20 protein-coding genes are annotated in these 20,343 nt (G+C 65.3%); 6 read left to right on the top strand and 14 right to left on the bottom strand.

Features of this window, described 5'->3' with window-relative positions:
* Window positions 1-6 precede the first annotated feature (6 nt).
* From AWR35_RS05980 to glnA, 4 genes are all read left to right on the top strand, one after another.
* Window positions 7-744, top strand: a complete 738-nt coding sequence (locus tag AWR35_RS05980; protein WP_058575035.1) for a hypothetical protein — start codon at window positions 7-9, stop codon at window positions 742-744.
* Window positions 745-775: 31 nt separating this feature from the next.
* Window positions 776-1,474: an SDR family oxidoreductase gene (locus AWR35_RS05975; protein ID WP_058575034.1), complete on the top strand. Its 699-nt coding sequence runs from the start codon at window positions 776-778 to the stop codon at window positions 1,472-1,474.
* A gap of 63 nt (window positions 1,475-1,537) precedes the next feature.
* Window positions 1,538-1,852, top strand: coding sequence for a hypothetical protein (locus AWR35_RS05970; RefSeq protein ID WP_058575033.1), 315 nt, complete (start codon window positions 1,538-1,540; stop codon window positions 1,850-1,852).
* Between the two features lie 321 nt (window positions 1,853-2,173).
* The gene (glnA, locus tag AWR35_RS05965; RefSeq protein WP_058575032.1) at window positions 2,174-3,589 is read left to right on the top strand and encodes a glutamate--ammonia ligase; all 1,416 of its coding nucleotides are present in this window, start codon (window positions 2,174-2,176) and stop codon (window positions 3,587-3,589) included.
* A 100-nt stretch (window positions 3,590-3,689) separates the two neighbouring features.
* On the opposite strand, the gene AWR35_RS05960 is transcribed toward glnA, so the two are convergent.
* Window positions 3,690-3,923, bottom strand: a complete 234-nt coding sequence (locus tag AWR35_RS05960; protein ID WP_058575031.1) for a CsbD family protein — start codon at window positions 3,921-3,923, stop codon at window positions 3,690-3,692.
* Window positions 3,924-4,058: 135 nt separating this feature from the next.
* On the opposite strand from AWR35_RS05960, the gene AWR35_RS05955 reads away from it, so the two are divergent.
* A complete protein-coding gene (locus AWR35_RS05955) occupies window positions 4,059-4,412 on the top strand; it encodes a metalloregulator ArsR/SmtB family transcription factor (RefSeq protein WP_231723563.1) in 354 nt (117 codons plus the stop codon).
* A gap of 126 nt (window positions 4,413-4,538) precedes the next feature.
* Here AWR35_RS05955 and ispH read toward each other — a convergent pair whose 3' ends face one another.
* The 11 genes from ispH to AWR35_RS05900 form a co-directional block, all read right to left on the bottom strand.
* The gene (gene ispH / locus AWR35_RS05950; RefSeq protein WP_058575030.1) at window positions 4,539-5,474 is read right to left on the bottom strand and encodes a 4-hydroxy-3-methylbut-2-enyl diphosphate reductase; all 936 of its coding nucleotides are present in this window, start codon (window positions 5,472-5,474) and stop codon (window positions 4,539-4,541) included.
* Window positions 5,471-5,971 carry a peptidylprolyl isomerase gene (locus tag AWR35_RS05945; RefSeq protein ID WP_058575029.1) on the bottom strand — a complete coding sequence of 167 codons (501 nt, stop codon included), beginning with the start codon at window positions 5,969-5,971 and terminating at the stop codon, window positions 5,471-5,473. Before AWR35_RS05945 ends, ispH begins: the two co-directional genes overlap by 4 nt.
* Complete coding sequence (lspA, locus tag AWR35_RS05940; protein ID WP_058575028.1) at window positions 5,964-6,461, bottom strand: signal peptidase II; 498 nt, start codon at window positions 6,459-6,461, stop codon at window positions 5,964-5,966. Before lspA ends, AWR35_RS05945 begins: the two co-directional genes overlap by 8 nt.
* The gene (gene ileS / locus AWR35_RS05935; protein WP_058575027.1) at window positions 6,461-9,292 is read right to left on the bottom strand and encodes an isoleucine--tRNA ligase; all 2,832 of its coding nucleotides are present in this window, start codon (window positions 9,290-9,292) and stop codon (window positions 6,461-6,463) included. The genes lspA and ileS overlap by 1 nt, the downstream gene beginning before the upstream one ends.
* Before the next feature lie 381 nt (window positions 9,293-9,673).
* Entirely contained in the window at window positions 9,674-10,294 is a 621-nt protein-coding gene (locus AWR35_RS05930; RefSeq protein ID WP_058575026.1) for a GspH/FimT family pseudopilin, read from the bottom strand.
* Between the two features lie 90 nt (window positions 10,295-10,384).
* Complete coding sequence (locus tag AWR35_RS05925; RefSeq protein WP_156413957.1) at window positions 10,385-10,822, bottom strand: type IV pilin protein; 438 nt, start codon at window positions 10,820-10,822, stop codon at window positions 10,385-10,387.
* A gap of 42 nt (window positions 10,823-10,864) precedes the next feature.
* Complete coding sequence (locus tag AWR35_RS05920) at window positions 10,865-14,608, bottom strand: PilC/PilY family type IV pilus protein (protein WP_066185084.1); 3,744 nt, start codon at window positions 14,606-14,608, stop codon at window positions 10,865-10,867.
* 12 nt (window positions 14,609-14,620) lie between these two features.
* On the bottom strand, window positions 14,621-15,169 hold the full coding sequence (locus AWR35_RS05915) for a PilX N-terminal domain-containing pilus assembly protein (protein WP_197408143.1): 549 nt from the start codon (window positions 15,167-15,169) through the stop codon (window positions 14,621-14,623).
* 7 nt (window positions 15,170-15,176) lie between these two features.
* Window positions 15,177-16,220 (bottom strand): prepilin-type N-terminal cleavage/methylation domain-containing protein, encoded by a 1,044-nt coding sequence (locus AWR35_RS05910; protein ID WP_197408142.1) that lies wholly within the window; start codon window positions 16,218-16,220, stop codon window positions 15,177-15,179.
* A gap of 2 nt (window positions 16,221-16,222) precedes the next feature.
* A complete protein-coding gene (gene pilV / locus AWR35_RS05905; protein ID WP_058575022.1) occupies window positions 16,223-16,696 on the bottom strand; it encodes a type IV pilus modification protein PilV in 474 nt (157 codons plus the stop codon).
* The gene (locus AWR35_RS05900) at window positions 16,696-17,256 is read right to left on the bottom strand and encodes a GspH/FimT family pseudopilin (RefSeq protein WP_058575021.1); all 561 of its coding nucleotides are present in this window, start codon (window positions 17,254-17,256) and stop codon (window positions 16,696-16,698) included. The genes pilV and AWR35_RS05900 overlap by 1 nt, the downstream gene beginning before the upstream one ends.
* Window positions 17,257-17,413: 157 nt before the next feature.
* Between AWR35_RS05900 and AWR35_RS05895 the strand changes: the two genes are divergently transcribed.
* Window positions 17,414-18,244 (top strand): inositol monophosphatase, encoded by an 831-nt coding sequence (locus AWR35_RS05895; RefSeq protein WP_058575020.1) that lies wholly within the window; start codon window positions 17,414-17,416, stop codon window positions 18,242-18,244.
* Between the two features lie 190 nt (window positions 18,245-18,434).
* On the opposite strand, the gene AWR35_RS05890 is transcribed toward AWR35_RS05895, so the two are convergent.
* A complete protein-coding gene (locus tag AWR35_RS05890; protein WP_058575019.1) occupies window positions 18,435-19,721 on the bottom strand; it encodes an NAD(P)/FAD-dependent oxidoreductase in 1,287 nt (428 codons plus the stop codon).
* 41 nt (window positions 19,722-19,762) lie between these two features.
* The gene (locus AWR35_RS05885) at window positions 19,763-20,116 is read right to left on the bottom strand and encodes a c-type cytochrome (protein ID WP_058575018.1); all 354 of its coding nucleotides are present in this window, start codon (window positions 20,114-20,116) and stop codon (window positions 19,763-19,765) included.
* Window positions 20,117-20,343 lie beyond the last annotated feature (227 nt).

Here is a 20,343-nt window from a genome sequence, read left to right as displayed (position 1 = left end):
CAGCTCGTGGACCCACGTTCCCCGCAGACGGACAACCAACCCGCACCCGTCCCGCGCCGTCGCGGCCTCGGCTGCCTGGGCGTCAGCCTCGTCATTGTCGGCACCGTGATCGTCACCCTCGTGATCGGGGCCCTCGTGACCCGCTACGTCCTGTTCCCGGAACGCTTCGAACCCGTGACGCTCGATGCCACCGAACAGCAGGTGCTCGACCGGAAGCTCGCCTCGCTTGGCGTGCAGACCGAGCGCGACCCTGCCGGTGACCGCTTCGCCCCGCGAGCAGAGGAATTCGATGCGCAGGGTCGCCTGCGACCCGAGCCATACCGCGACGCAAACGGCCCACGCGAGGTGCATTTCGACGAGCGCGAGCTCAATGCCATCATCGCCCGCGACCCCGAGCTGGCCAGGCGCCTTGCGATCGACCTGTCCCGGGATCTGGTGAGCGTCAAGCTGCTGGTGCCGCTGCCGCCGGATTTCCCGGTGATGGGCGGGCAGACCCTGCGCCTGACCGCCGGCGCCGAGGTCCGCGAAGTGCCCACGCGGGGCGGCGATACCCGGCTGGCCGTCATCGTCACCGGCGTGAGCCTCTGGGGCGTGCCGCTGCCCAATGCCTGGATCGGGGGGCTGAAGGGGGTCGACCTGGTCGAGCAGTTCGGCGACGACCCCGGGTTCTGGCAAGCGCTGGCCGACGGGGTCGAGAGCGTTCAGGTCGAGGAGGGCGAGCTGGTGCTCCGGCTCGCCGAATGAGACGAATCTTGATCAACAGGAGGCAACCCGGATGAAAACCGCACTGATTACCGGCACCAACCGCGGCATCGGTCTGGACTTGGTGCGCCAGCTGCTCGAGGACGGCTGGCGCGTACACGCCACCGCCCGCGATCCGGTGGACTCGGCCGAGCTGACCCAGCTGGCCGAACGCTTCCCCGCGACGCTGGAACGCCACGCGCTGGACGTGGGCGACCCGGCCGCCATCGACGCACTGTCCCGCGAGCTCGCGGACGAGTCGATCGACTGGCTGATCAACAACGCCGGCATCTACGGCCCGCGTGGAGTGGCCTTCGGCAACGTCGATGACGTGGATGCCTGGCTGGAGGTATTCCGCATCAACAGCATCGCGCCAATGATGGTCATGCAGGCCTTTGCCGAGCAGGTCGCCCGCAGCGAGGAGAAGAAGATCGGCATTCTCTCGAGCAAGGTCGGCTCAATGGGCGACAACGGCTCGGGCGGCGGCTACATCTACCGCTCCAGCAAGGCGGCGGTCAACGCGGTGATCAAGAGTGCCTCGATTGATCTCGAGCCGCTGGGCATCAACGTGGTCGCCCTTCATCCCGGCTGGGTACTTACCGACATGGGCGGTCCGCACGCCGAGATCACCACCGCCGAGAGCGCCGCCGGGCTCTGCCGCAACATGAGGGATCTCACCGAAGCCGACCGCGGGCGCTTCATCGACATCGACGGCACCACCATTCCCTGGTGATCGCACATTGCGCCCGCGAACGGGAATCGTTATCGTTTGCACAAACGATTCTCGGAGGCCGCCATGCGACTGATGCACCACTGCGGAGCTCTCGGCGACCGGATCGAGGTCCGCGCCACCGATCATGACCAGCTGATCGCCCGCTTCCGTTACCAGGAACTCGACCGATTCGTCGCCGAGGGCAAGCTGTCTGTCGCCGACCTGTTCGACCATAGCGACACTGGTCGCGCCGCCCTGTGCCGCCGGCTGGCACTGCTCGCCTGCGCGCAAGCCTGCCGCCACGGCATGACCTGCCTTGCCTTCGACTGCCCCCATCATCCGGCGTCGCAGCAGGTCACCCCGTCCGCCTCGGGGATTGCCCGTAAGCCCAGCGCCTGAACCATTACCGTGCACGCGGAATACCAATAGCACTCTATTGGTGCATTTTGGCAGCGGTCCGCGCTCCCGCACGGGCAGGAAACCGATTGCCGCGTGACTGCCCGGTCGCCCGCCTGCCGAACCAGCCACCGGCAATCAATCAGTTACCCAACGGCTGGCCGCCTCACTGGCGACCAGGGGCTTCGCCGCACCTCGGCCATGCAAACCGGCATGATTTCTGCTTTTCTTGCACCAAGTCGGGCATCAGCGGATCATGTCGGCAGTTCGCCGCGCAACCCGCGCCCGCCGCATTGAGAGATTCAACGTCTACCGGAGGATTCCATGTCCAACGCGACCAACAAAGTCATGACCATGATGGAAGAACACGGCGTCAAGTTCGTCGACTTCCGCTTCACCGACACGCTGGGCAAGCAACAGCACGTCACCTACCCGGCCAGCTCCATGGACGAGGACACCTTCGAGGAAGGCGTCATGTTCGACGGCTCCTCGATCGCCGGCTGGAAGGGCATCAACGCCTCGGACATGATCCTGATGCCGGACCCGGAGTCCGCCAACATCGACCCGTTTTCCGAAGAGCCGACCCTGATCGTCGTCTGCGACATCATCGAGCCGGACACCATGCAGGGCTACAACCGTGACCCGCGTTCGGTCGCCCGTCGCGCCGAGGCCTACATCCAGTCCTCCGGTCTCGCCGACGTCGCCTTCTTCGGCCCGGAGAACGAGTTCTTCGTCCTCGACGACGTCCGCTGGGGCGCCGACATGTCGGGCTCGTTCGTCAAGATCGACTCCAAGGAAGCGGTCTGGAACGCCGAGAAGGTGTACGAGGACGGCAACATGGGCCACCGCCCGGGCGTCAAGGGCGGCTACTTCCCGGTTCCGCCGGTCGACTCCCTGCACGACATCCGTCAGGCCATGTGCCTGGTGCTCGAGGAAATGGGCCAGGAAGTCGAAGTACACCACCACGAAGTGGCGACCGCGGGCCAGTGCGAGATCGGCGTCGCGTTCAACACGCTGGTGAAGAAGGCCGACGAGGTTCAGGACCTCAAGTACGTGATCCACAACGTCGCGCACGCCTACGGCAAGACCGCCACCTTCATGCCCAAGCCGCTGGTCGGCGACAACGGTTCCGGCATGCACGTCCACCAGTCCATGGGCAAGGACGGCAAGAACCTGTTCTCCGGTGACGGCTACGCCGGTCTGTCCGAGATGGCGCTCTACTACATCGGCGGCATCATCAAGCACGCCCGTGCGCTGAACGCCTTCTGCAACCCGTCGACCAACAGCTACAAGCGTCTGGTCCCGGGCTTCGAGGCACCGGTCAAGCTGGCCTACTCCAGCCGCAACCGTTCGGCATCCATCCGGATCCCGTTCGTCGCCAACCCGAAGGCACGCCGCATCGAGCTGCGCTTCCCGGACTCCACCGCCAACCCGTACCTGGCGTTCGCGGCAATGCTGATGGCCGGCATCGACGGCATCCAGAACAAGATCCACCCGGGCGAAGCGGCGAGCAAGAACCTCTACGACCTGCCGCCGGAAGAAGAGAAGAACATCCCCGAGGTGGCCTTCTCGCTCGACCAGGCGCTGGAAGCCCTCGACGAGGACCGTGAGTTCCTCAAGCGCGGCGACGTCTTCAGCGACGACCTGATCGACGCCTACATCGAACTCAAGGGCGAGGAAGTGCAGCGTCTGCGCATGACCACGCACCCGGTCGAGTTCGACATGTACTACAGCGTGTAAGCCACGCCACCGCGCCGCCGGGCCCGACCCGGCCAGCGGAAACGAGAACGCCCCGCATGATGCGGGGCGTTTTTTTGTGCGCGACCGGCCGGCTTTCCGTCTAGTCCTTGGGAAGCCCGCCTGGCCCGAGCTCCTCCTTCATCTTGCGCTGGAATTCGCGGACCTGCTCGCGCGCCTCCTTCTCGCTCACGCCGTAGCGCCTCTGGATCTTGCCGATGAGCTCGTCCTTCTTGCCTTCGATCACGGCGAACTCGTCACCCGTGATCCGACCCCAGTATTCCTCGGCATGGCCAATGAAATTTCGCCAGTTGCCTGCAATGTGATCCCACTTCATACGGAACTCCTGTGCGTTTTGACCCTCTTGAGTGTAGGCAATGCAAAGAGAGCCACCGAAATGAAAGACATTCACACGGAAGCCCGCACTGAACAAGTTTCACTACAACGGACACATGCAAACGTGAACAGAGACGTGACCCTGGAACCCGAGACCCTTTTCCGCGCACTCGGGGACTCCACCAGGCTGCGCTGCCTGATGCTTCTGCTCCAGGACGACGAACTGTGCGTTTGCGAACTGACCGAGGCGCTCGACCTCAGCCAGCCGAAGATCTCGCGCCATCTCGCCCATCTGCGGGAATCGGGGATCACCGCGGTACGACGGGACGGCACCTGGGTCTTCTACCGGGTGAACGAACGGCTGCCCGACTGGGCCAGACTGGTATTGCAGCGCACCCGGCAAGGCTGCGCGCAAGAGGAGCGGTTCCGCGCGGACCGGGCACGCCTCGAACGGATGACCAGCCGCCCGTCAGACAAGGCTTCGATCTAACAGGGAGCCAAAGGGGCGCGGGCCTTCAGGGCCAGGGAGAGCTCGGTAGCGCCCCTGGACCCGCTCGGTGGGCGGGGCCCTCACCGGCCTGATTCGCCGCCGTCTGGCGACGGCTGACGCAGCGCGTTAACGAAGGGCGGCGGGGATCGGGAAGATCATGTTCTCCACCACGGTCGGCTCACGCTCCTCGAGCGCGGCGTCGCACTCGAGCTTGAGCCGCTCGATCACCTGCTGGACGAGGATCTCGGGGGCCGAGGCGCCGGCGGTCACGCCGACCCGGCTGCACTCGTCGAACCAGGCCGGGTCGATGTCCGCCGCCCCGTCGATCAAGTGCGCCGGTGTGCCGGCCTGCTGAGCCAGTTCGCGCAGACGGTTGGAATTCGAACTGGTCTTCGAACCGACCACCAGCACCACGTCGCAGCTTACCGCCAGTTCGCGCACGGCATCCTGACGGTTCTGGGTCGCGTAGCAGATGTCGTCCTTGCGCGGCCCCTCGATCTGCGGGAAGCGTTCCTGCAGCGCGCCGATGATGGCACGGGTCTCGTCGACCGACAGGGTGGTCTGGGTCGCCCAGGCCAGCCCCTTGGGATTGTCGATGATCAGGTGCTCGACATCACTGATCTTCTCCACCAGGTGGATCTTGCCGCCGAACGACGGGTCGAAATGCCCCATGGTGCCCTCGACCTCGGGGTGGCCGTCATGACCGATCAGCACCACGTCGCGCCCGGCGCGGGCGTGGCGGGCAACCTCCATGTGCACCTTGGTCACCAGCGGGCAGGTGGCATCGAACACCGTCAGGCCACGCTCGGCGGCAGTATCCTGGATCTCCTTGGACACGCCGTGCGCGGAGAAGATCAGGGTCGCGTCGTCCGGCACGTCGGCCAGATCCTCGATGAAGATCGCGCCCTTGTCCCGCAGGTTGTCGACGATGTAGCGGTTGTGGACGATCTCGTGGCGCACGTAGATCGGCGCGCCGAACGACTCGAGCGCCCGGTCGACGATCTCGACCGCCCGGTCGACACCGGCGCAGAAACCGCGCGGATTGGCCAGCTGGATCTTCATGTCGTCGCTCCCGGCGGGGTCTCGCCCGCCTGTTCCGCCTGCTGGCCGTCGATGCCCAGCACCTTGACGATGAACTGGATGTTCTGACCGGCCAGCGGATGGTTGAAGTCCACGGTGACCGCATCCTCGGTAACCGCCGTGACGGTCCCGGGCACGGACTCGCCGTTGGGCAGATCGAATTCGATCACCAGCTGCGGCTCGAGCCGCATGTCCTCGGGAAACTGCCCGCGCGGCATGGTGTGAATGTTGCTCGGGTCCGGCTGGCCGAAGGCATACTCGGGCGTCAGCAGGATGCGGGTGTGCTCGCCCAGCGGCAGGCCCACCAGCGCCTCCTCGAGACGGGGTTCGAAAGCCCCGCCGCCCAGGCGCACCGTGAACGGCTCGTCGTCGAGGGTGCTGTCCACCACCCGGTCGTCGGGCAGGCGGATCTCGTAATGGATGGTGACCTCGGAGTCCTTCGCGATGGTCGGCAGCGTCGGATTGTCGGCGTCAGTCATCGGATGCGCTCGCTTGCCGTTGGGGCCGCAACTCGGCCCAGATGATCAGGATCACGCCGATGGTAATGGCCGCATCGGCGATGTTGAAAGCCGGCCAGTGCCAACCGGCCACGTGAAAATCGAGAAAGTCGACCACGTAACCATAGGCGGCCCGGTCGATTACGTTGCCCACCGCGCCACCGATCACCGCCGCAATCCCGGCCTTGATGCGGCGGTCGTCGAGGGACACGAACGCGAGCCACGCCAGCAAGGCCGCGACGATCACCACGGCGAGGAAGATGAAGAACCAGCGCTGCCAGCCGTCGTGGTCGGCGAGAAACGAAAAGGCCGCCCCGGTGTTGTAGAGCAGCGTCAGGTCGAAGAATGGCAACACCTCACGCGGCCGGGCATACTCCAGCCCCGCCAGCGCGGCCCACTTGGTCAGCTGGTCGGCGACCAGCAGACCGAGTGACAACCAAAGCCAGCGCAGATTCCCCGCGGGCAGACGCATCACACCAGGTGGCGGGTTTCCCCGTCACCCTCGATGTTCTCGATGCAGCGCCCGCAGAGCGTCGGATGCGCGGCGTGCGTGCCGACATCGGGACGGAAGTGCCAGCAGCGATCGCACTTCTCGGCCTCCATCGGCGCGATGCGGACCGCCAGCTCGCCTACGCCCTCGACCGTCTCGGCGGCCACATCGGCCGGCTTTTCCGCCAGCGGACGGACCGTGACCTCCGAGACGATCAGCAGGAAGCGCAACTCGTCGCCCAGCGTGTCCAGGCGCTCGGCGACCGTCTCGCCGGCCCAGATCTCCACGTTCGCCGACAGGTTCGCCTTGATGCGCTTCTCGTTGCGCGCCGCCTCGGCATGCCGGTTGACCGCATCGCGGATGGCGATCACGTCATCCCAGAAGCCACGCTGACCCGGACCGGCATGACCGTCCTCGAGCAGTGGCGCCAGCGCGTCGACGTGCGTGGCCTTGAAGACGGTGTCTTCGCGGCCGTCCGCCAGCTCGGGCAGGTGCTGCCAGATCTCCTCGGCGGTGAACGACAGCACGGGCGCGATCCAGCGAGTCAGCGCCTCGACCGTGCGCCACATCGCCGTCTGCGCGGAACGGCGCATCGGTGCATTCGTCTGCCCGGTGTAGATGCGGTCCTTGACGATGTCGAGGTAGAACGCCCCCAGTTCGATCGAGCAGAAGTGGTGGATGCGCGCGACCATCTGGTGGAACTGGTAGGCCTCGAAGCCGTCGCGCACCTCACGGTTGAGTTGCGCGGCGCGGTCGACCAGCCAGGCGTCCAGCGCGAGCAGCTCGCTGTCGGCGACCGCATCGGTGTTCGGGTCGAAGCCGTCGATGTTCGCCAGCAGGAAGCGGGCGGTGTTGCGGATACGGCGATAGGCGTCGGCGGTACGCTGCAGGATCTCGTCGGAGACGGTCATCTCGCCGGAAAAATCGGTCGAGGCCACCCACAGGCGCAGCGGGTCGGCGCCCATCTTGTCAATCACCTGCTGCGGCGCGATCACGTTGCCCAGCGACTTGGACATCTTGCGCCCCTTGGCATCGACGGTGAAGCCGTGGGTGAGCACCCCGCGGTACGGCGCCTTCTCGCGCAGGGCGGTCGCCGTCAGCAACGAGGACTGGAACCAGCCGCGGTGCTGGTCGGAACCCTCGAGGTACAGGTCCGCCGGCCAGGTGAGCTCCTCGCGACGGTCGAGCACGGCCCAGTGGGTCACGCCGGAGTCGAACCAGACGTCGAGGGTGTCGATCACCTTGTCGTACTCGGCAGCATCCTCGCCGATCAGCTCGCGGGCATCGAGGTCGAACCAGTAGTCGACGCCATGCTGCTCGACCTGCTCGGCGACACGGCGCATCAGCTCGGCGGAATCGGGGTGCGCGTGACCGGTCTGCTTGTGGGCGAACAGCGCGATCGGCACGCCCCAGAAGCGCTGGCGCGAGATACACCAGTCCGGGCGGTTCTCGACCATGCCCTCGATGCGGGCACGCCCCCAGTCGGGCGTGAAGTCGACCTCGTCGAGCGCGTTGATCGCATCGGCGCGCAGACGCTGCTGCGTCATCGAGACGAACCACTGGTGCGTCGCGCGGAAGATCAGCGGCGTCTTGTGCCGCCAGCAGTGCGGGTAGCTGTGCTTGAACTTGGAATGCGCCAGCAAACGACCTTTGGCCTCGAGCTCCTCGAGGATCGCCTTGCCGCCGGCCTTGAGATCCAGCCCGCCGACGAGCGGCGTGTCGGCGAAGAAGCGCCCCTCGCCGTCGACCGGGTTGTCGACCGGCAGGTCGTACTGCTTGCCGACCGCGAAGTCTTCCTCGCCGTGCGCCGGGGCGGTGTGCACGAGACCCGTACCGGCATCCAGCGTGACGTGCTCGCCAAGGATCACCGGCACCTCGCGCTCGAGGAAGGGGTGCGCCAGCTTGGCGCCCTCGAGCGCCTGGCCACCTGCCTCGCCCAGCACACGCGGCGATTCGACACCCATGCGAGAAAGCGCTTCCTCGGCCAACCCCTCGGCCAGCACCACGCGCCGGCCGTCGATCTCGATCAGCTGATAGGAAAGCTCGGCATTCATCGCCACGGCCTGGTTGGCCGGCAGCGTCCACGGGGTGGTGGTCCAGATGACGAAGTCGACCGGCGCCTCGTCCTCGACACCGAAAGCGCGATTGACGCTCGCCGGGTCGATGGCGGCAAAGGCCACGTCGATCTGGTGGGAGGTCTTGTCCTGGTACTCGACCTCGGCCTCGGCCAGTGCCGAGCCGCAGTCGACGCACCAGTGCACCGGCTTCTCGCCACGGTGCAGGTGGCCGCGCTCGATGATGCCCGCCAGCGCGCGCAGCGTGTCGGCCTCGAAGGCGAAATCCATCGAGCGGTAGGGGTTGTCCCAGTCGCCGATCACGCCCAGGCGGATGAAGTCCTGCTTCTGGCGCTCGATCTGGCTGGCCGCGTAATCGCGGCAGGCCTGGCGGAACGCACGTTCGTCGAGCTTGACGCCCGGCTTGCCGTGCTCGCGCTCGACCACCAGCTCGATCGGCAGGCCGTGGCAGTCCCAGCCCGGCACGTAGGGGGTATCGAACCCTTCCAGCAGACGCGTCTTGTTGATGACGTCCTTGAGGATCTTGTTGACCGCGTGACCGATGTGGATATCGCCGTTGGCGTACGGCGGGCCGTCATGCAGCACGAACTTGGGTCGGTCGGCGGCATGCTCGCGCACGGCGCGATAGAGATCACGCTCCTGCCAGCGCTCGAGCATCTGCGGCTCGCGCTTGGGCAGGTTGCCGCGCATGGGAAAGTCGGTCTTGGGAAGGTTGAGCGTCGATTTGTAATCGGTCACGGTTGGGCCACGTCAGTTCAGTTCGCCGGAACACTGCTAGGGGAAAACTCTGCACGAATCGGATATCGCTCTGCGCGTCTTGAGCCGGGCAGGTGCAAGGCGATCGTCCACCGCGGAAGAGTCATTCTCTTTCCAAGGACGACCACACAGCAGATGCCCGGTTCAAGGCGCGCCCTGCGGGGCTTGGCGATCCGCCCGTACTCGGCGTTGCGCCGTCTTGCCGTGGCCACCGGCACGCCGGCGACGACGCGCCTTGATCACGAACGGCTCGCCAGCCAGAGCGCCATCGGATTCGTGCAGAGTTTTCCCGGCCGATTGTAACAGGCAAGCCCTTGCCGGCGCTCGTCCTCGCGGTCGTCCGGCGCCTGCGCGCGCCGGCGGTCACAGAGCGGGGCAACTGCCGCCGAAATCACGCGACACGAGACGCACCCGGCCGCTGGCGGAAATCACCAGTTCGCGGGCATTGAATGCGAGGTCGTGAGGGACACAGATACGCAGACGACCGGCGCCAAAGCCACCGCCCGGCCACTCGGCATGCCCCATCGGAACGTACACCAGCGCTGCGTCCAGCGGGCCATTGCCGTCGACGCGCGCGCCGCCGGGCACCCCGCCGCTGCGGATCACGGTCTCGCCGGCATCGAGGTCGCCACCGTGGTCGGCATCCCGAAACACCATCCAGCGACCGTCACGCCAGTTGCCCGTGCATCCGGCCGTCGGCGAACCGGCGCACAGACCGACCGGCCGCCCCTGCGTGACCGCAGCCTGTCGAGCGGCAAGCAATGCGCCACGCAACGAGTTTGTCGCCACGGTCAGATCGTTACGCGCCGCAAGTGCCGAGAATGCCGGCACGGCGACGGCGATCAGCACGACCGACACCGTCACGGCGACCATCAGTTCCATGATGGTAAAGCCGCGCTGACCGCCAGGCGCACCGCAGGACGGGCTGGCGCAACCCAACGGCAAAAAGGAGCCACACAGGGCTCCCCGCTCATCCTTGAGCATAAGGACCTCCTTGTCCGGTTGGTAGAAATACGAACGGGCGCTTCCCTGCGCCCGCTCTCGTGACTTATATCGCTTCTCGGATCAACCGCCCTACCAGCACTGCTCCACCGTTCCGCCACCGGTCACGCCTCGCGTGCCTGCCTGGTCGAGTGTCAGCGTGCCGCAATCATCTCGGCTCGCCTGGGCACCCTGGGGCGCGGCGGTCACGATGAAGGTCGACTGGGTCGGTTCGCCGGCGGCGAAGGCGTAGTTGTAATCCTGGCCGGTATTGTCGTTCGAGGCGCAGTCGAGAGCCGGCAGGGCCACCGCGGTGCCGCCACTGTCCTGATCGTAGCGAAGGTTGGTGGTGTAGAACCGCTCCATGAAGCTCGCATACTCGGACAGACAGGCCGCGGCCGCCGCGCGCTTGGTCTTGACCACATGATTGGTGTACGCCGGGTAGGCGATCGCGGCCAGGATGCCAACGATCGCCACGACGATCATCAACTCGATCAGGGTGAAACCAAGACCGCGCCGGGACGGCGACATCAGGCCCGCGTTCATCGCTGTGCTCATCCGTGTCTCCTTTTATTAATCGAAGATGATCTCGCGCCAGGAACTACGCTGCCCCGAGCTGCCGCCACCGGCCGCCTCGACCGAAGCGGTGCTGCCGTCATCGAAGCTGATCAGCATGGTATTGCCGACGAAGATCGGTGCGTTGGGCAGACGGTTGAAGCCGATCGCCCCAACGGCATAGGTCACGCCATCGTCACCGGTGATCACATCCGAGCCATCGACCACACCGTCGCCGTTGTAATCGACGAACGCCTGCTCGACGTTGGTGCCGTCGAACGGGTCGATCCCCATGATGAAACCGCGACCGGAGGGGTTACAGATATCCGCCGCGTCCGGGATCACCGACGTGCCCACCAGCACTTCGCCCTGGAACTGGTTGGGCTCGACCATGCGTTCGCCTTCTGCGCCGTTGTCGGGCGAGATCAGGTCGATATACCAGCCGGACTTGCCGTCCATGTCGTTCGCCGCCCCCTGGCTGAAGGCACGCGCCGTGAAGGTACCGTTGCTCTGCTCGTCGACGATGTCGCGCTCGACCAGCACCGACCTCCCGTCGCCACTGGAGACGGGCAGGCTGGTGTCGGCAGACTCGACGATCAGGCCGTACCACGTCTGGACCGACTGGTCGGTCAGGTCGCCCTGCGACAGGTACTGACCGGTACCGAAGAACGCCCACAGGTTGCTGGTGGCCGGGTTCTTGCCCAGCAGCAGGCCCGCTGTGATCGGCTGTGCCGTGCCGTCCGCGCGGGTCGCCTGGTAGACCTGCACGCCGTTGCTGGTCGAGGTGCTCAGGTCGAAACGCCATACCCAGCCGTTCAGGTCGCCGGCATAGGCCACGTCCTGGATGCCGTCCGGGCTGTCGGTGTAGTCGAACGTGGCGGGTGCGGCGAGGCCGTTGCCGGTAATGCCGTCGTTGGTCACATGCACGTCCAGCGCGCCGGTGCCGACGTCGAACTGCAGCAGTGCAGCGCTGTCATTGGCGCTGTTGTAACCATTGCCGATCAGGACCGACCACTCGCCGTTGGCGGTCTGAACCACCAGCGGCTTGCCGATCATCTGGCCGATATAGCCGGCGTTGGCGCCGCCATCACCGGCAGAACGCTCCCACAGGAAACGGATATCGGCCGGGTCGGTGATATCGAGGGCATAGACGGTCTTCGCCTCCCCCCGACCGGTGGTACCCACCAGCACGGTGCGCCACTGCACGTCGGAGCCGTTGGTATAGGGCAGGTCGATGTAGACGTCCGCAACGGTCAGCTCACCGTCGTTGAAGAACTCGTGCCCGGGGTTGGCCCCATAGTCGGGGTCGGCGAGTTTCTTGACACCCGCCTCGATCACCGCGCCCGGCATGAAGGCGTACAGTTCTTCGCCGGTAATGGCGTCGAAGCCGTGCAGCATGCCGTCGTTGGCGGCCACGTAGACCAGTGGCTCGCGGGTGTTGCTGCCGCCTTCCGGATCGATGCCCTGGTTGTCGTTGTCGCCCTCCGGATCTTCTGCGAAGGCCGGATAAAACTCCACCCCGTCGAAGGAGCGCGCGGTATGGAGGTTCGGATCCGGCTGCCCCACATAGACTGGCTGGGAGTTCACGATGTCACCGAGCGCGGTGCTTCGGTCACGATAGTTGCCGCCATTTGCTTCAGCGTTGGTGGTGTCGCCGCGCAGGAAGTCGACGATCGCCTGCCGCTCGGTCGTCGTACCGCCCAGCGCCGCCTGCTGCGCGTTGGACAGGCTGGCGACGTCGCTGGCCAAGAACTCACGGTACTGCGGGTCGTTGTTGCCGAGATTGGCATCGCTGGTCGCGTAGGTATAGATCGCCCGGCCATCTGGGCAGACCTCGCCCGCCGATGCGGCGCAACTGTCTGCCGGCTCGGCCAGCAGATTGTCGGCCGCGGACCAGTCCGGGTAGGTGGCGATTTGCTTGGTGAGCGGATCGACGGGATAAGCCTTCAGGTCCCCCACCCAGGTGCCGGTGAAGTAGTTCGCCTGATAGGTGACCGTGCCGGTCTCCAGACGCGTGGAGTTGGCCGCCAGACTCGCGCCCGTACCAACCCGCTCGGCGGTACGCCCCACGGCATCCGAAATCGCCGCGGCGAAGGCCTGCGACGACTTGGCGGAATAGAAGCCGCCGTGGCCGTTGACCGCCGCATGCAGCATGTCGGCAATGTTGTTGATGCTGCCCGATGCCGGCTCCGGCCAGGCGAACCCGCTGATCGGGTCACCGCCGTTGGCCCAGTCGAAGACCGCGTCCGAGTCGATCACGTTGCCATTGGCATCGAGCGGGTCGTATCCCAGCCCGATGGCGAACGTGGTCATGTGCTGCCAGAAGGCCGGGTCCTCGTTGGTAGTAGGCACCTGATTGGTCAGGCCCGTGCGCAGGTCGTTCTTCCAGTAGTACATCGCGACGTCCGCCAGCGTATTGCTGAAATCATCGCTGTACGGATCGACCGCCTCGTAGGTGTACTCGATCCCGTTGGGGGCCGTCATGGTGCCGGAGCCATCGTCACCCAACGTGGCGCCGGAGGTGCCGTCGGCGTTGCCGACGTCCGGATCCGGGGCGCCAACCTCGTTCCAGAAACCGTCCGACGTCAGGATGGTGTAGGACTGGCGGCAGGCATATTCCTGGGAAGTGCCGCTGGAGTCCCGGCTCGACCACGGCTGGCCGGTGCGGTAATACTCCCCGGCCGCTTCCAGCGTTTCACGCAGCGGGGTGTTCTGGTCGCCCCCGGCGTCTTCCAGCCAGCCCCAGAACTCGTCCTTTCGCGTACCGGCAGCACCGTCGCCCCAAGTCGCGACGCCGGCCAGTTCGTTATTGTTATTGGTGTCAGTGACAAACCCGTAGCGGCAACTCGCGCTGAACACGTCCCCGCACTCACCGGCGGTGATGTTGCGAATATAGTCGGCGGAGTTGCCATTGATCGAGCCGAACCCCACCCGGAACTCCGCGCTCACGTCGGCGAAGCCGTTCATCAGGCCGCTCTTGGCCGCCAGCATGCGCGTACGGTAGTAGCCGAACCAGTTGCCGACGTTCTGCTGGGTGGCCGCATCGTCCGCACAAGTGGCCTGCGCATCCGTCGGCAGATCGGCGCAGTTTGTGGCGACATAATTCTCGATGTAGCCACCGCTACCGTCGGGCGTGGTGTAGACAAACGCGAGGGCATCGGCCTCGTAGTAGTAGAGATTGTTGCCGCTATCCTGGAATAGGAAAACGTGATCGGCATCGTTGTAGTAGGTAGCGGAATAGCAATCCCCGTAATGAACGACGCTCTGGGTCGTGTCCGGCGGACAGAAGGCGCGGAAGAACGGGAAGTTCACGTTCGCGTAGCTGCCGTTCGAGTAGTACCTGGTCACGTCTGCCGTGGACGAGGAGCTATCGAACCCATCCAGCGGCAGGGTCGGGAAGGTGGTGATGTCCGAATAGTAGGTGCCATCGGCCTTGACCGGCGGCTCGTAGGTCACGCTGCCGTCGTAGTAGATGTAGTTGACCGACGCGCTCTGCATGCCCTGATCAGAGGTATCGCTGAGATACGAAGCATCAGGCATGTACTCGCGCAACATGGAGCCGGAATCATCCAGCAGCAGCATCACGTTGGGCGGCAAGGCCTGCTGGACGATCAGCGGCTTCTGGTCGATGGTGATCGCGGTCGCCTGCCCGGCCCACAACCCGCTTGCGAGCAGCAGGCTGGAAGCGGCTCGAGCTACGTATCTCCTGCCGAAGGCTCGCAGGTGACAAGAGAGATCCCGGTAACGCATTGCAATGTTCATGGGATATTCCTCCTAGCCCCGAACCCAGGTCTGCAGGACCACGATGGCCCGGTCCGACGCCACTGACGGGTCCGCACTGCGTGCCGTGACCCGGTAGAAATTGATAGTCGTGCTGGTTCCCTGCGCCCCGTACTGACTGGCCGCACCGCTCAGGTTCACGCCCGTGTTCGAGGTCGGATCCGGCCACAACCCCATGTTCTCGACCACGTACTGCGGCTGGGCGGCCGCCAGGGCACCGGCATCGAACTCGTCGGCCGCCGTGCCCGCATCAACCGTCTGCCACGGCACGCTGCTACCCGTAGGCAGCGCCTCGCAGGTCACCCCGCCCAGCGAGCAGTCGTGCCAGATGTCCGCGGTGGTATCGGCGATCCGCCGTTCGGCGATGCGCAGGGCCGCCTCGGCTGCCTGGAAGGCGATGTCCCGATCCTGCAGGTTGCTGGACATCTTCTCCTGCAGCGTCGTGCCGCGGATCGAGGCGAGCCCGACCAGGCTGATGGCCAGCAACAGCACCAGCGCGATGACCAGCGCGATACCGGATTGTCGGTTTTTCAGGGCATTCATTGTCATGTCATTCCACCCGGTTGCGGACCGCGACCGTGGTCGACAGGGTCCGGGTCAGGACGTCCTGGTCGGTACCGGCGCGCTCCATCTCGCTCTGCATGGTCAACTCGACCCGCGCGGCGTCGACCAGCGCCCAGTCGGAGACCGCGTCGGCATCCTGCAGCGTCGTGCCGCCGTCAGTGATGTAGGTGACCTGCATGTCGGTCACGTTGCGCACCATCTCGGTCGCCCGCTCGGTGGGCACACCGCTACTGGTGATGATGTCGATGCGGTAGAGCGAACGACCACCGACCGGGTTGTTGCCGATGTACCAAGCCGTGGATGCCAGCTTGGCGATCTGCGAATTCGGCCCGAACTCGTAGCTGTTGCCCACCGCGGTGCACTGCGTCGGGAAGCCCAGCCCCTTGGAGCAGTTGCCCGGCGTGCCGGTACCGGTGTTGTGCACCACGGTCACGTTGCTGCTGTTGTAGTTGGTGATCTGCATGACCGCGGCGTGATCGGGGTCACAGACCACGACGATGTCACCCACCTGGAAATCGGTGGATGCCTCGTTGATCTTGAACTGGGCCGAGGTCGGCTGGTGGCTTTCCACGCTGAAGCCGCTGCCCTCGATACCGACAAGCTGGAACGAATCGGTGCCGGCGACACGCTCGGCCTCGGCGGTACCGGTGGCCACGGCCGGATCAGTCTGGTTGCCTTCGTAACCGATGATGGAATTGGCGAAATCGGCGAACCAGTCGGTCGCCGAGCCGCCATTCGGCCCGTTGTTGAGCACGTTGGCGATCCGGTTAAGGTTGCCGCAGCCGGTCAGGCCCGCCATGCGGATATCCCGCGCCAGGAATTCGAAGGCCGTCCGGCCGTGATCCTGCACCTGGCTCAGCGCCTCGTTGGTGCGATAGGACTGCTTGTTGGCAACGAAGACGCTGACCACGCCACCGATCACGACCAGGCCGAGCACCATGGCGATCATCAACTCGACCAGGGTGAAACCGCGCGCCCCTCGCTGAATGGCCGCATGCCCCCGCCGGGGTTTTCGCTGATAGGTCATCATGTTCATAGTCTCGCCCTGGTCACCACTTCTTGGGCGTTACTGCCGCCGGTGGCCTTGTCATCGTCGAATGTCACGGTGATTTCGCAGATGCCGTTGCCGTCGCAGTCGACCTCGCCGGTCGTGCCGTCGCCGAGGGCGGCCAGCCCGTCCGGTGGCGTGTTGCCCGATCCCGTGCACCAGCGATTCAGCTGCACGCTGGCGAGCGTGCCGCCGACAGCAGGACAACTGCCCACTGTCACGGTGCCGTCGTAATCCCCGGCAAGCGCATTCGAGCGGTCGGCCCGCATGGAATCGAGAATCGAGTAGCTGGCAATGGTCGCCTGAGTGCGGTCCATCGCACTGTTGTTGTTCGACAGCGCCTTGGTCTGCAGCGCGGCCATGCCGAGAAAACCGATCGACAACACCAACACGGCGATCAGGATCTCGATCAACCCGACGCCCGCCTGCGCCTTTCTGTCATGAATGCTCGTGTTCATCAGTTACATACCGTGTCGGAGTCGGTGGTCACGGTGGTCCCGGAAATCACGCGAATGCAGCGGTGATTCTCGCCAGCAAGATCCGCCGAGCTGATGTCGGCGACAATCCCCGTGTACGGCGCGGTGCCACTCGGCAGCCGACCGATGCCGGTCGAGCCGAAACGCAGGCTTTGCGTCTGCGCCAGGCTCACGCTATCCGGGATTTCCAGCGCGGCTCGAACGACCGTCACGGTCGTCGTCCCCGCCTGGAACGCGCGCACCTCCCCGAGATTGCTGGCGCAGCCATCACTGAGCTCACTGCTCCCGCTCTGGTTACCGCCAGCACCGCAGACCACGACGGCGGCGCTGCGCTTGATGGCCTCGGATCGAGCCAGATTCACCGCGGTGACCCATTCGTTGGTCGTCGTGGTCAGCTCGTTGGCCAGGATGATGTTGCGGAAGCTCGGGATCGCGACGGCGAGCAACACGGCTGCGACCACGGTAGTGATCATCAGCTCGATCAGGCTGAAACCCTGTTGCCGCGTCTGCCGGCCGCGAAGACTGACGAGATTACGATTCATGCCGTTCAATTCCTTTTCCACGCACTAGATCCAATCATGCCCGAACGCGACCCGCCAGCCCATAGGTGACGAAAGGACGGTTTCGGCCGACGAGCGGTCGACCGTCCGATCGGTGACGTAGAATCCGGGGCAGACCCCATTTCCATCGGAAGCCGATATGACGCAGGATCACCACGTTTCCCCGACCGAGCAGCAGACCGTCATCGAACTGGTCAGAAGCGCCGCCGCCGAGCACCTGACCCGCGCCGGCACCCAGTCCGCCGACCGCAAGGCCGACGGTAGCTGGATCACCGCCACCGACGAGGCCATGCAGGCCGCACTGCAGGAGGGGCTCGCCGAGCGCTTCGCCGGCCACGGCTTTCTCGGCGAGGAGATGAGCGTCGCCGAGCAGGAAGCCGCCTGGCGCGCATGCCTCGACGGGCAGCCGACGTGGGTGGTCGACCCGCTCGACGGCACCAGCAACTTTCGTATCGGCTTCCCGGTGTACTCCGTGACCGTGGCGCTGCTGGTGGGTGGCCGGACGGTCTTCGGCGTGGTCTTCGACCCCTGTCGCGACGAGTGCTTCCACGCCGCGCGCGATGGCGGCGCCTGGCTCAATGGCGAGCCGTTGTCGCTCAAGGACGAGCCCCGCCAGGCTCTCGGCAGCTGTCTGGCGACCGTCGACTTCAAGCGACTGCCCAAGCCGGTCGCCACGCGGCTGGCCTGCGAGCCGCCCTACGCCTCGCAACGCTCGATCGGCTCGGTGGCACTCGACTGGTGCTGGGTCGCCGCCCACCGGGTACAGGTCTACGTCCATGGCAAGCAGAAGCTGTGGGACTACGCCGCCGGCCAGCTGGTCCTGCAGGAGGCCGGCGGCACGTCGGCCGAACTGGACGGCCGGCTGGACATCGCCGAGGAGCCGCTCGAGCCGCTGCCGCGCTCGGCCGTGGCCGCGACCCACGTTGAGCTTCTCGAGGAGTGGCTGGACGTACTCACGGCGGAAAGCTAGCAACCGGAAGGCAAGGTTCGCTTGGACCACGCCGCCACCCAAGGGCCGCTTCCGGCGGCGAACCCCTGCCCAAGGACCGCCCCGCCAAGGGCCGTGTGTCGCAGATTAGAAAGGCCCGTCACCTCACGGTGACGGGCCTTTGCAGCATCATCAGGCGCCCGAGGGAAAGAGAAGGGCGCCGCCGGGGCGATCAGCTGCCCCAGATGTCCTCGGTGATCGAGGCGTACCAGTCATGGGCGTAGCCGGCTTCCTTCTCGGCATTGACGCCGCCCTTCGGCGAGACGCCGCCAGCGCCCTTCACGGATACCGTCTTGCCGTCCTCTACGCGATAGACAGCCGCCACGGAGATACCGTAGTCCGGCGCGACCAAGCTGTAGCAGGTGTTGACCCAGCTCGGCTCCGGCGGGCTCTCGTTGTGGAACATCGCCACGATCGCCGCCGCGCAGTTCTTCGCCTGCGAGTTGGCCGCATATCCGGACTTGGGCAGCGGCGAGCCGATGCAGGCATCCCCCACGACGTGAATGCGCGAGTGAATCGTCGACTCGTAGGTGCCGGTGTTGATCGGGCACCAGCCGGAATCGTCCGTCAGGCCCGCCTTGTGGGCGATCCAGCCGGCCTTCTGCGGCGGGATGACATTGATCACGTCGCCCTGGTACTCGGTACCGCCGGCCGTGACGGTCATGGTGGCCGGGTCGACCTTGGTCACGCCGCCGCCGAAATCGCCGCCGATCCACTCGATCATGTTGCCGTAGTTGGCCGTCCAGCCCTCGCGGAACAGCGGCTCCTTGGAGAACTTGGTCTTGGGATCGAGAACCAGGATCTTCGAGTTGGGCTTGTGCTTCTGGAAGTAGTTCGCGATCAGGGAGACACGCTCGTACGGCCCCGGCGGGCAACGGAACGGGTTCGGCGGCGCAGCCATGATGAACGTGCCGCCATCCGGCATCGCCTCGAGCTGTTCGCGCAGGAGCAAGGTCTGCTCACCCGCCTGCCAGGCGTGCGGCATGCTGGAATTGGCCACCTCCTCGCTGTAGCCCTCGATCGCGTCGTAGTGGAAATCAATGCCCGGCGAGACGACCAGGCGGTCGTACTCGTAGCTGCGACCATCCTTGAGCGTGACGACCTGTGCCCCGGCGTCGACGCCGGTGACCCAACCCTTGACCACGTTCACGCCGCGCTTTTCCAGGGCGGTGAAATCGTGGGTGATCTCGTCGATGTCCTTCAGGCCACCGATCACCAGGTTGGAGAACGGGCAGGTGGTGTGGCTCGCCTTGCCGTCGATCATGGTGACGTCGACGTTCGGGTCGAACAGCTTGACGTACTTGGCCGCCGTCGCGCCGCCGAAGCCGCCGCCAATGACCACCACGCGCTTGCGCCCGGCCATCATGCCGGTGCTCTGGCAGCCGGCGGTGGCACCCATCGCCCCAGCGCCCGCCATCGCGGCACTCAGTTTCAGAAATCCGCGTCGGGAAAGACTCATAGCGGTTACCTCTCGTATTCCTTGTGCTTGAGCGGGACGGCTCACTGGTTGGCGAAGAATTCGGCTACGGCCTGAATCTCTTCATCGCTGTAGCCCTTGGCGATCCGGTTCATCACCGTGCCCTCGAGCGCATCCGACTTGTAAGCCATCAGCTTCCCGGCCGTCACTTCCTTGGGCAGCCCCGCCAGACGCGGAATGTTGCCGCTACCCATGCCCTTGAAACCGTGACAACCCATGCAGGTCGCCCCGATCACCGAGCCGTTGCTCAGCTCCATCTTTCCCGTATGACCATCTGCCTGCGACGCCCCGGTCGCCAGCATCAGGCCAAGCCCGATCGCCGCAAGGGAAACGGCAGGCAGTCGGCGACTGAGCGCCGCTTCTCGATTCTGTGACATCCCCTTTCCTCCTCGAATTGTTCTTGTCGCCCAGACAAGCATTAGACGCCCCGTCCAGGCGCTGCAACCTTACCGCCACAGTTCACGACTTTGCAATGCTTATATAGTCAGTTCTTTTACCCATATTTATTAGACAGGCAATCCAACCAGACTAACCTCCTTACAGTCATATACTTGCACTATCATTGAATATTTAGATCTGCACATAACACGGCAAATAACCACTC

It is taken from the genome of Guyparkeria sp. WRN-7 (genome assembly GCF_001641825.1).
Taxonomy (GTDB): domain Bacteria; phylum Pseudomonadota; class Gammaproteobacteria; order Halothiobacillales; family Halothiobacillaceae; genus Guyparkeria.
This window is presented reverse-complemented; position numbering and strand designations above follow the sequence as displayed.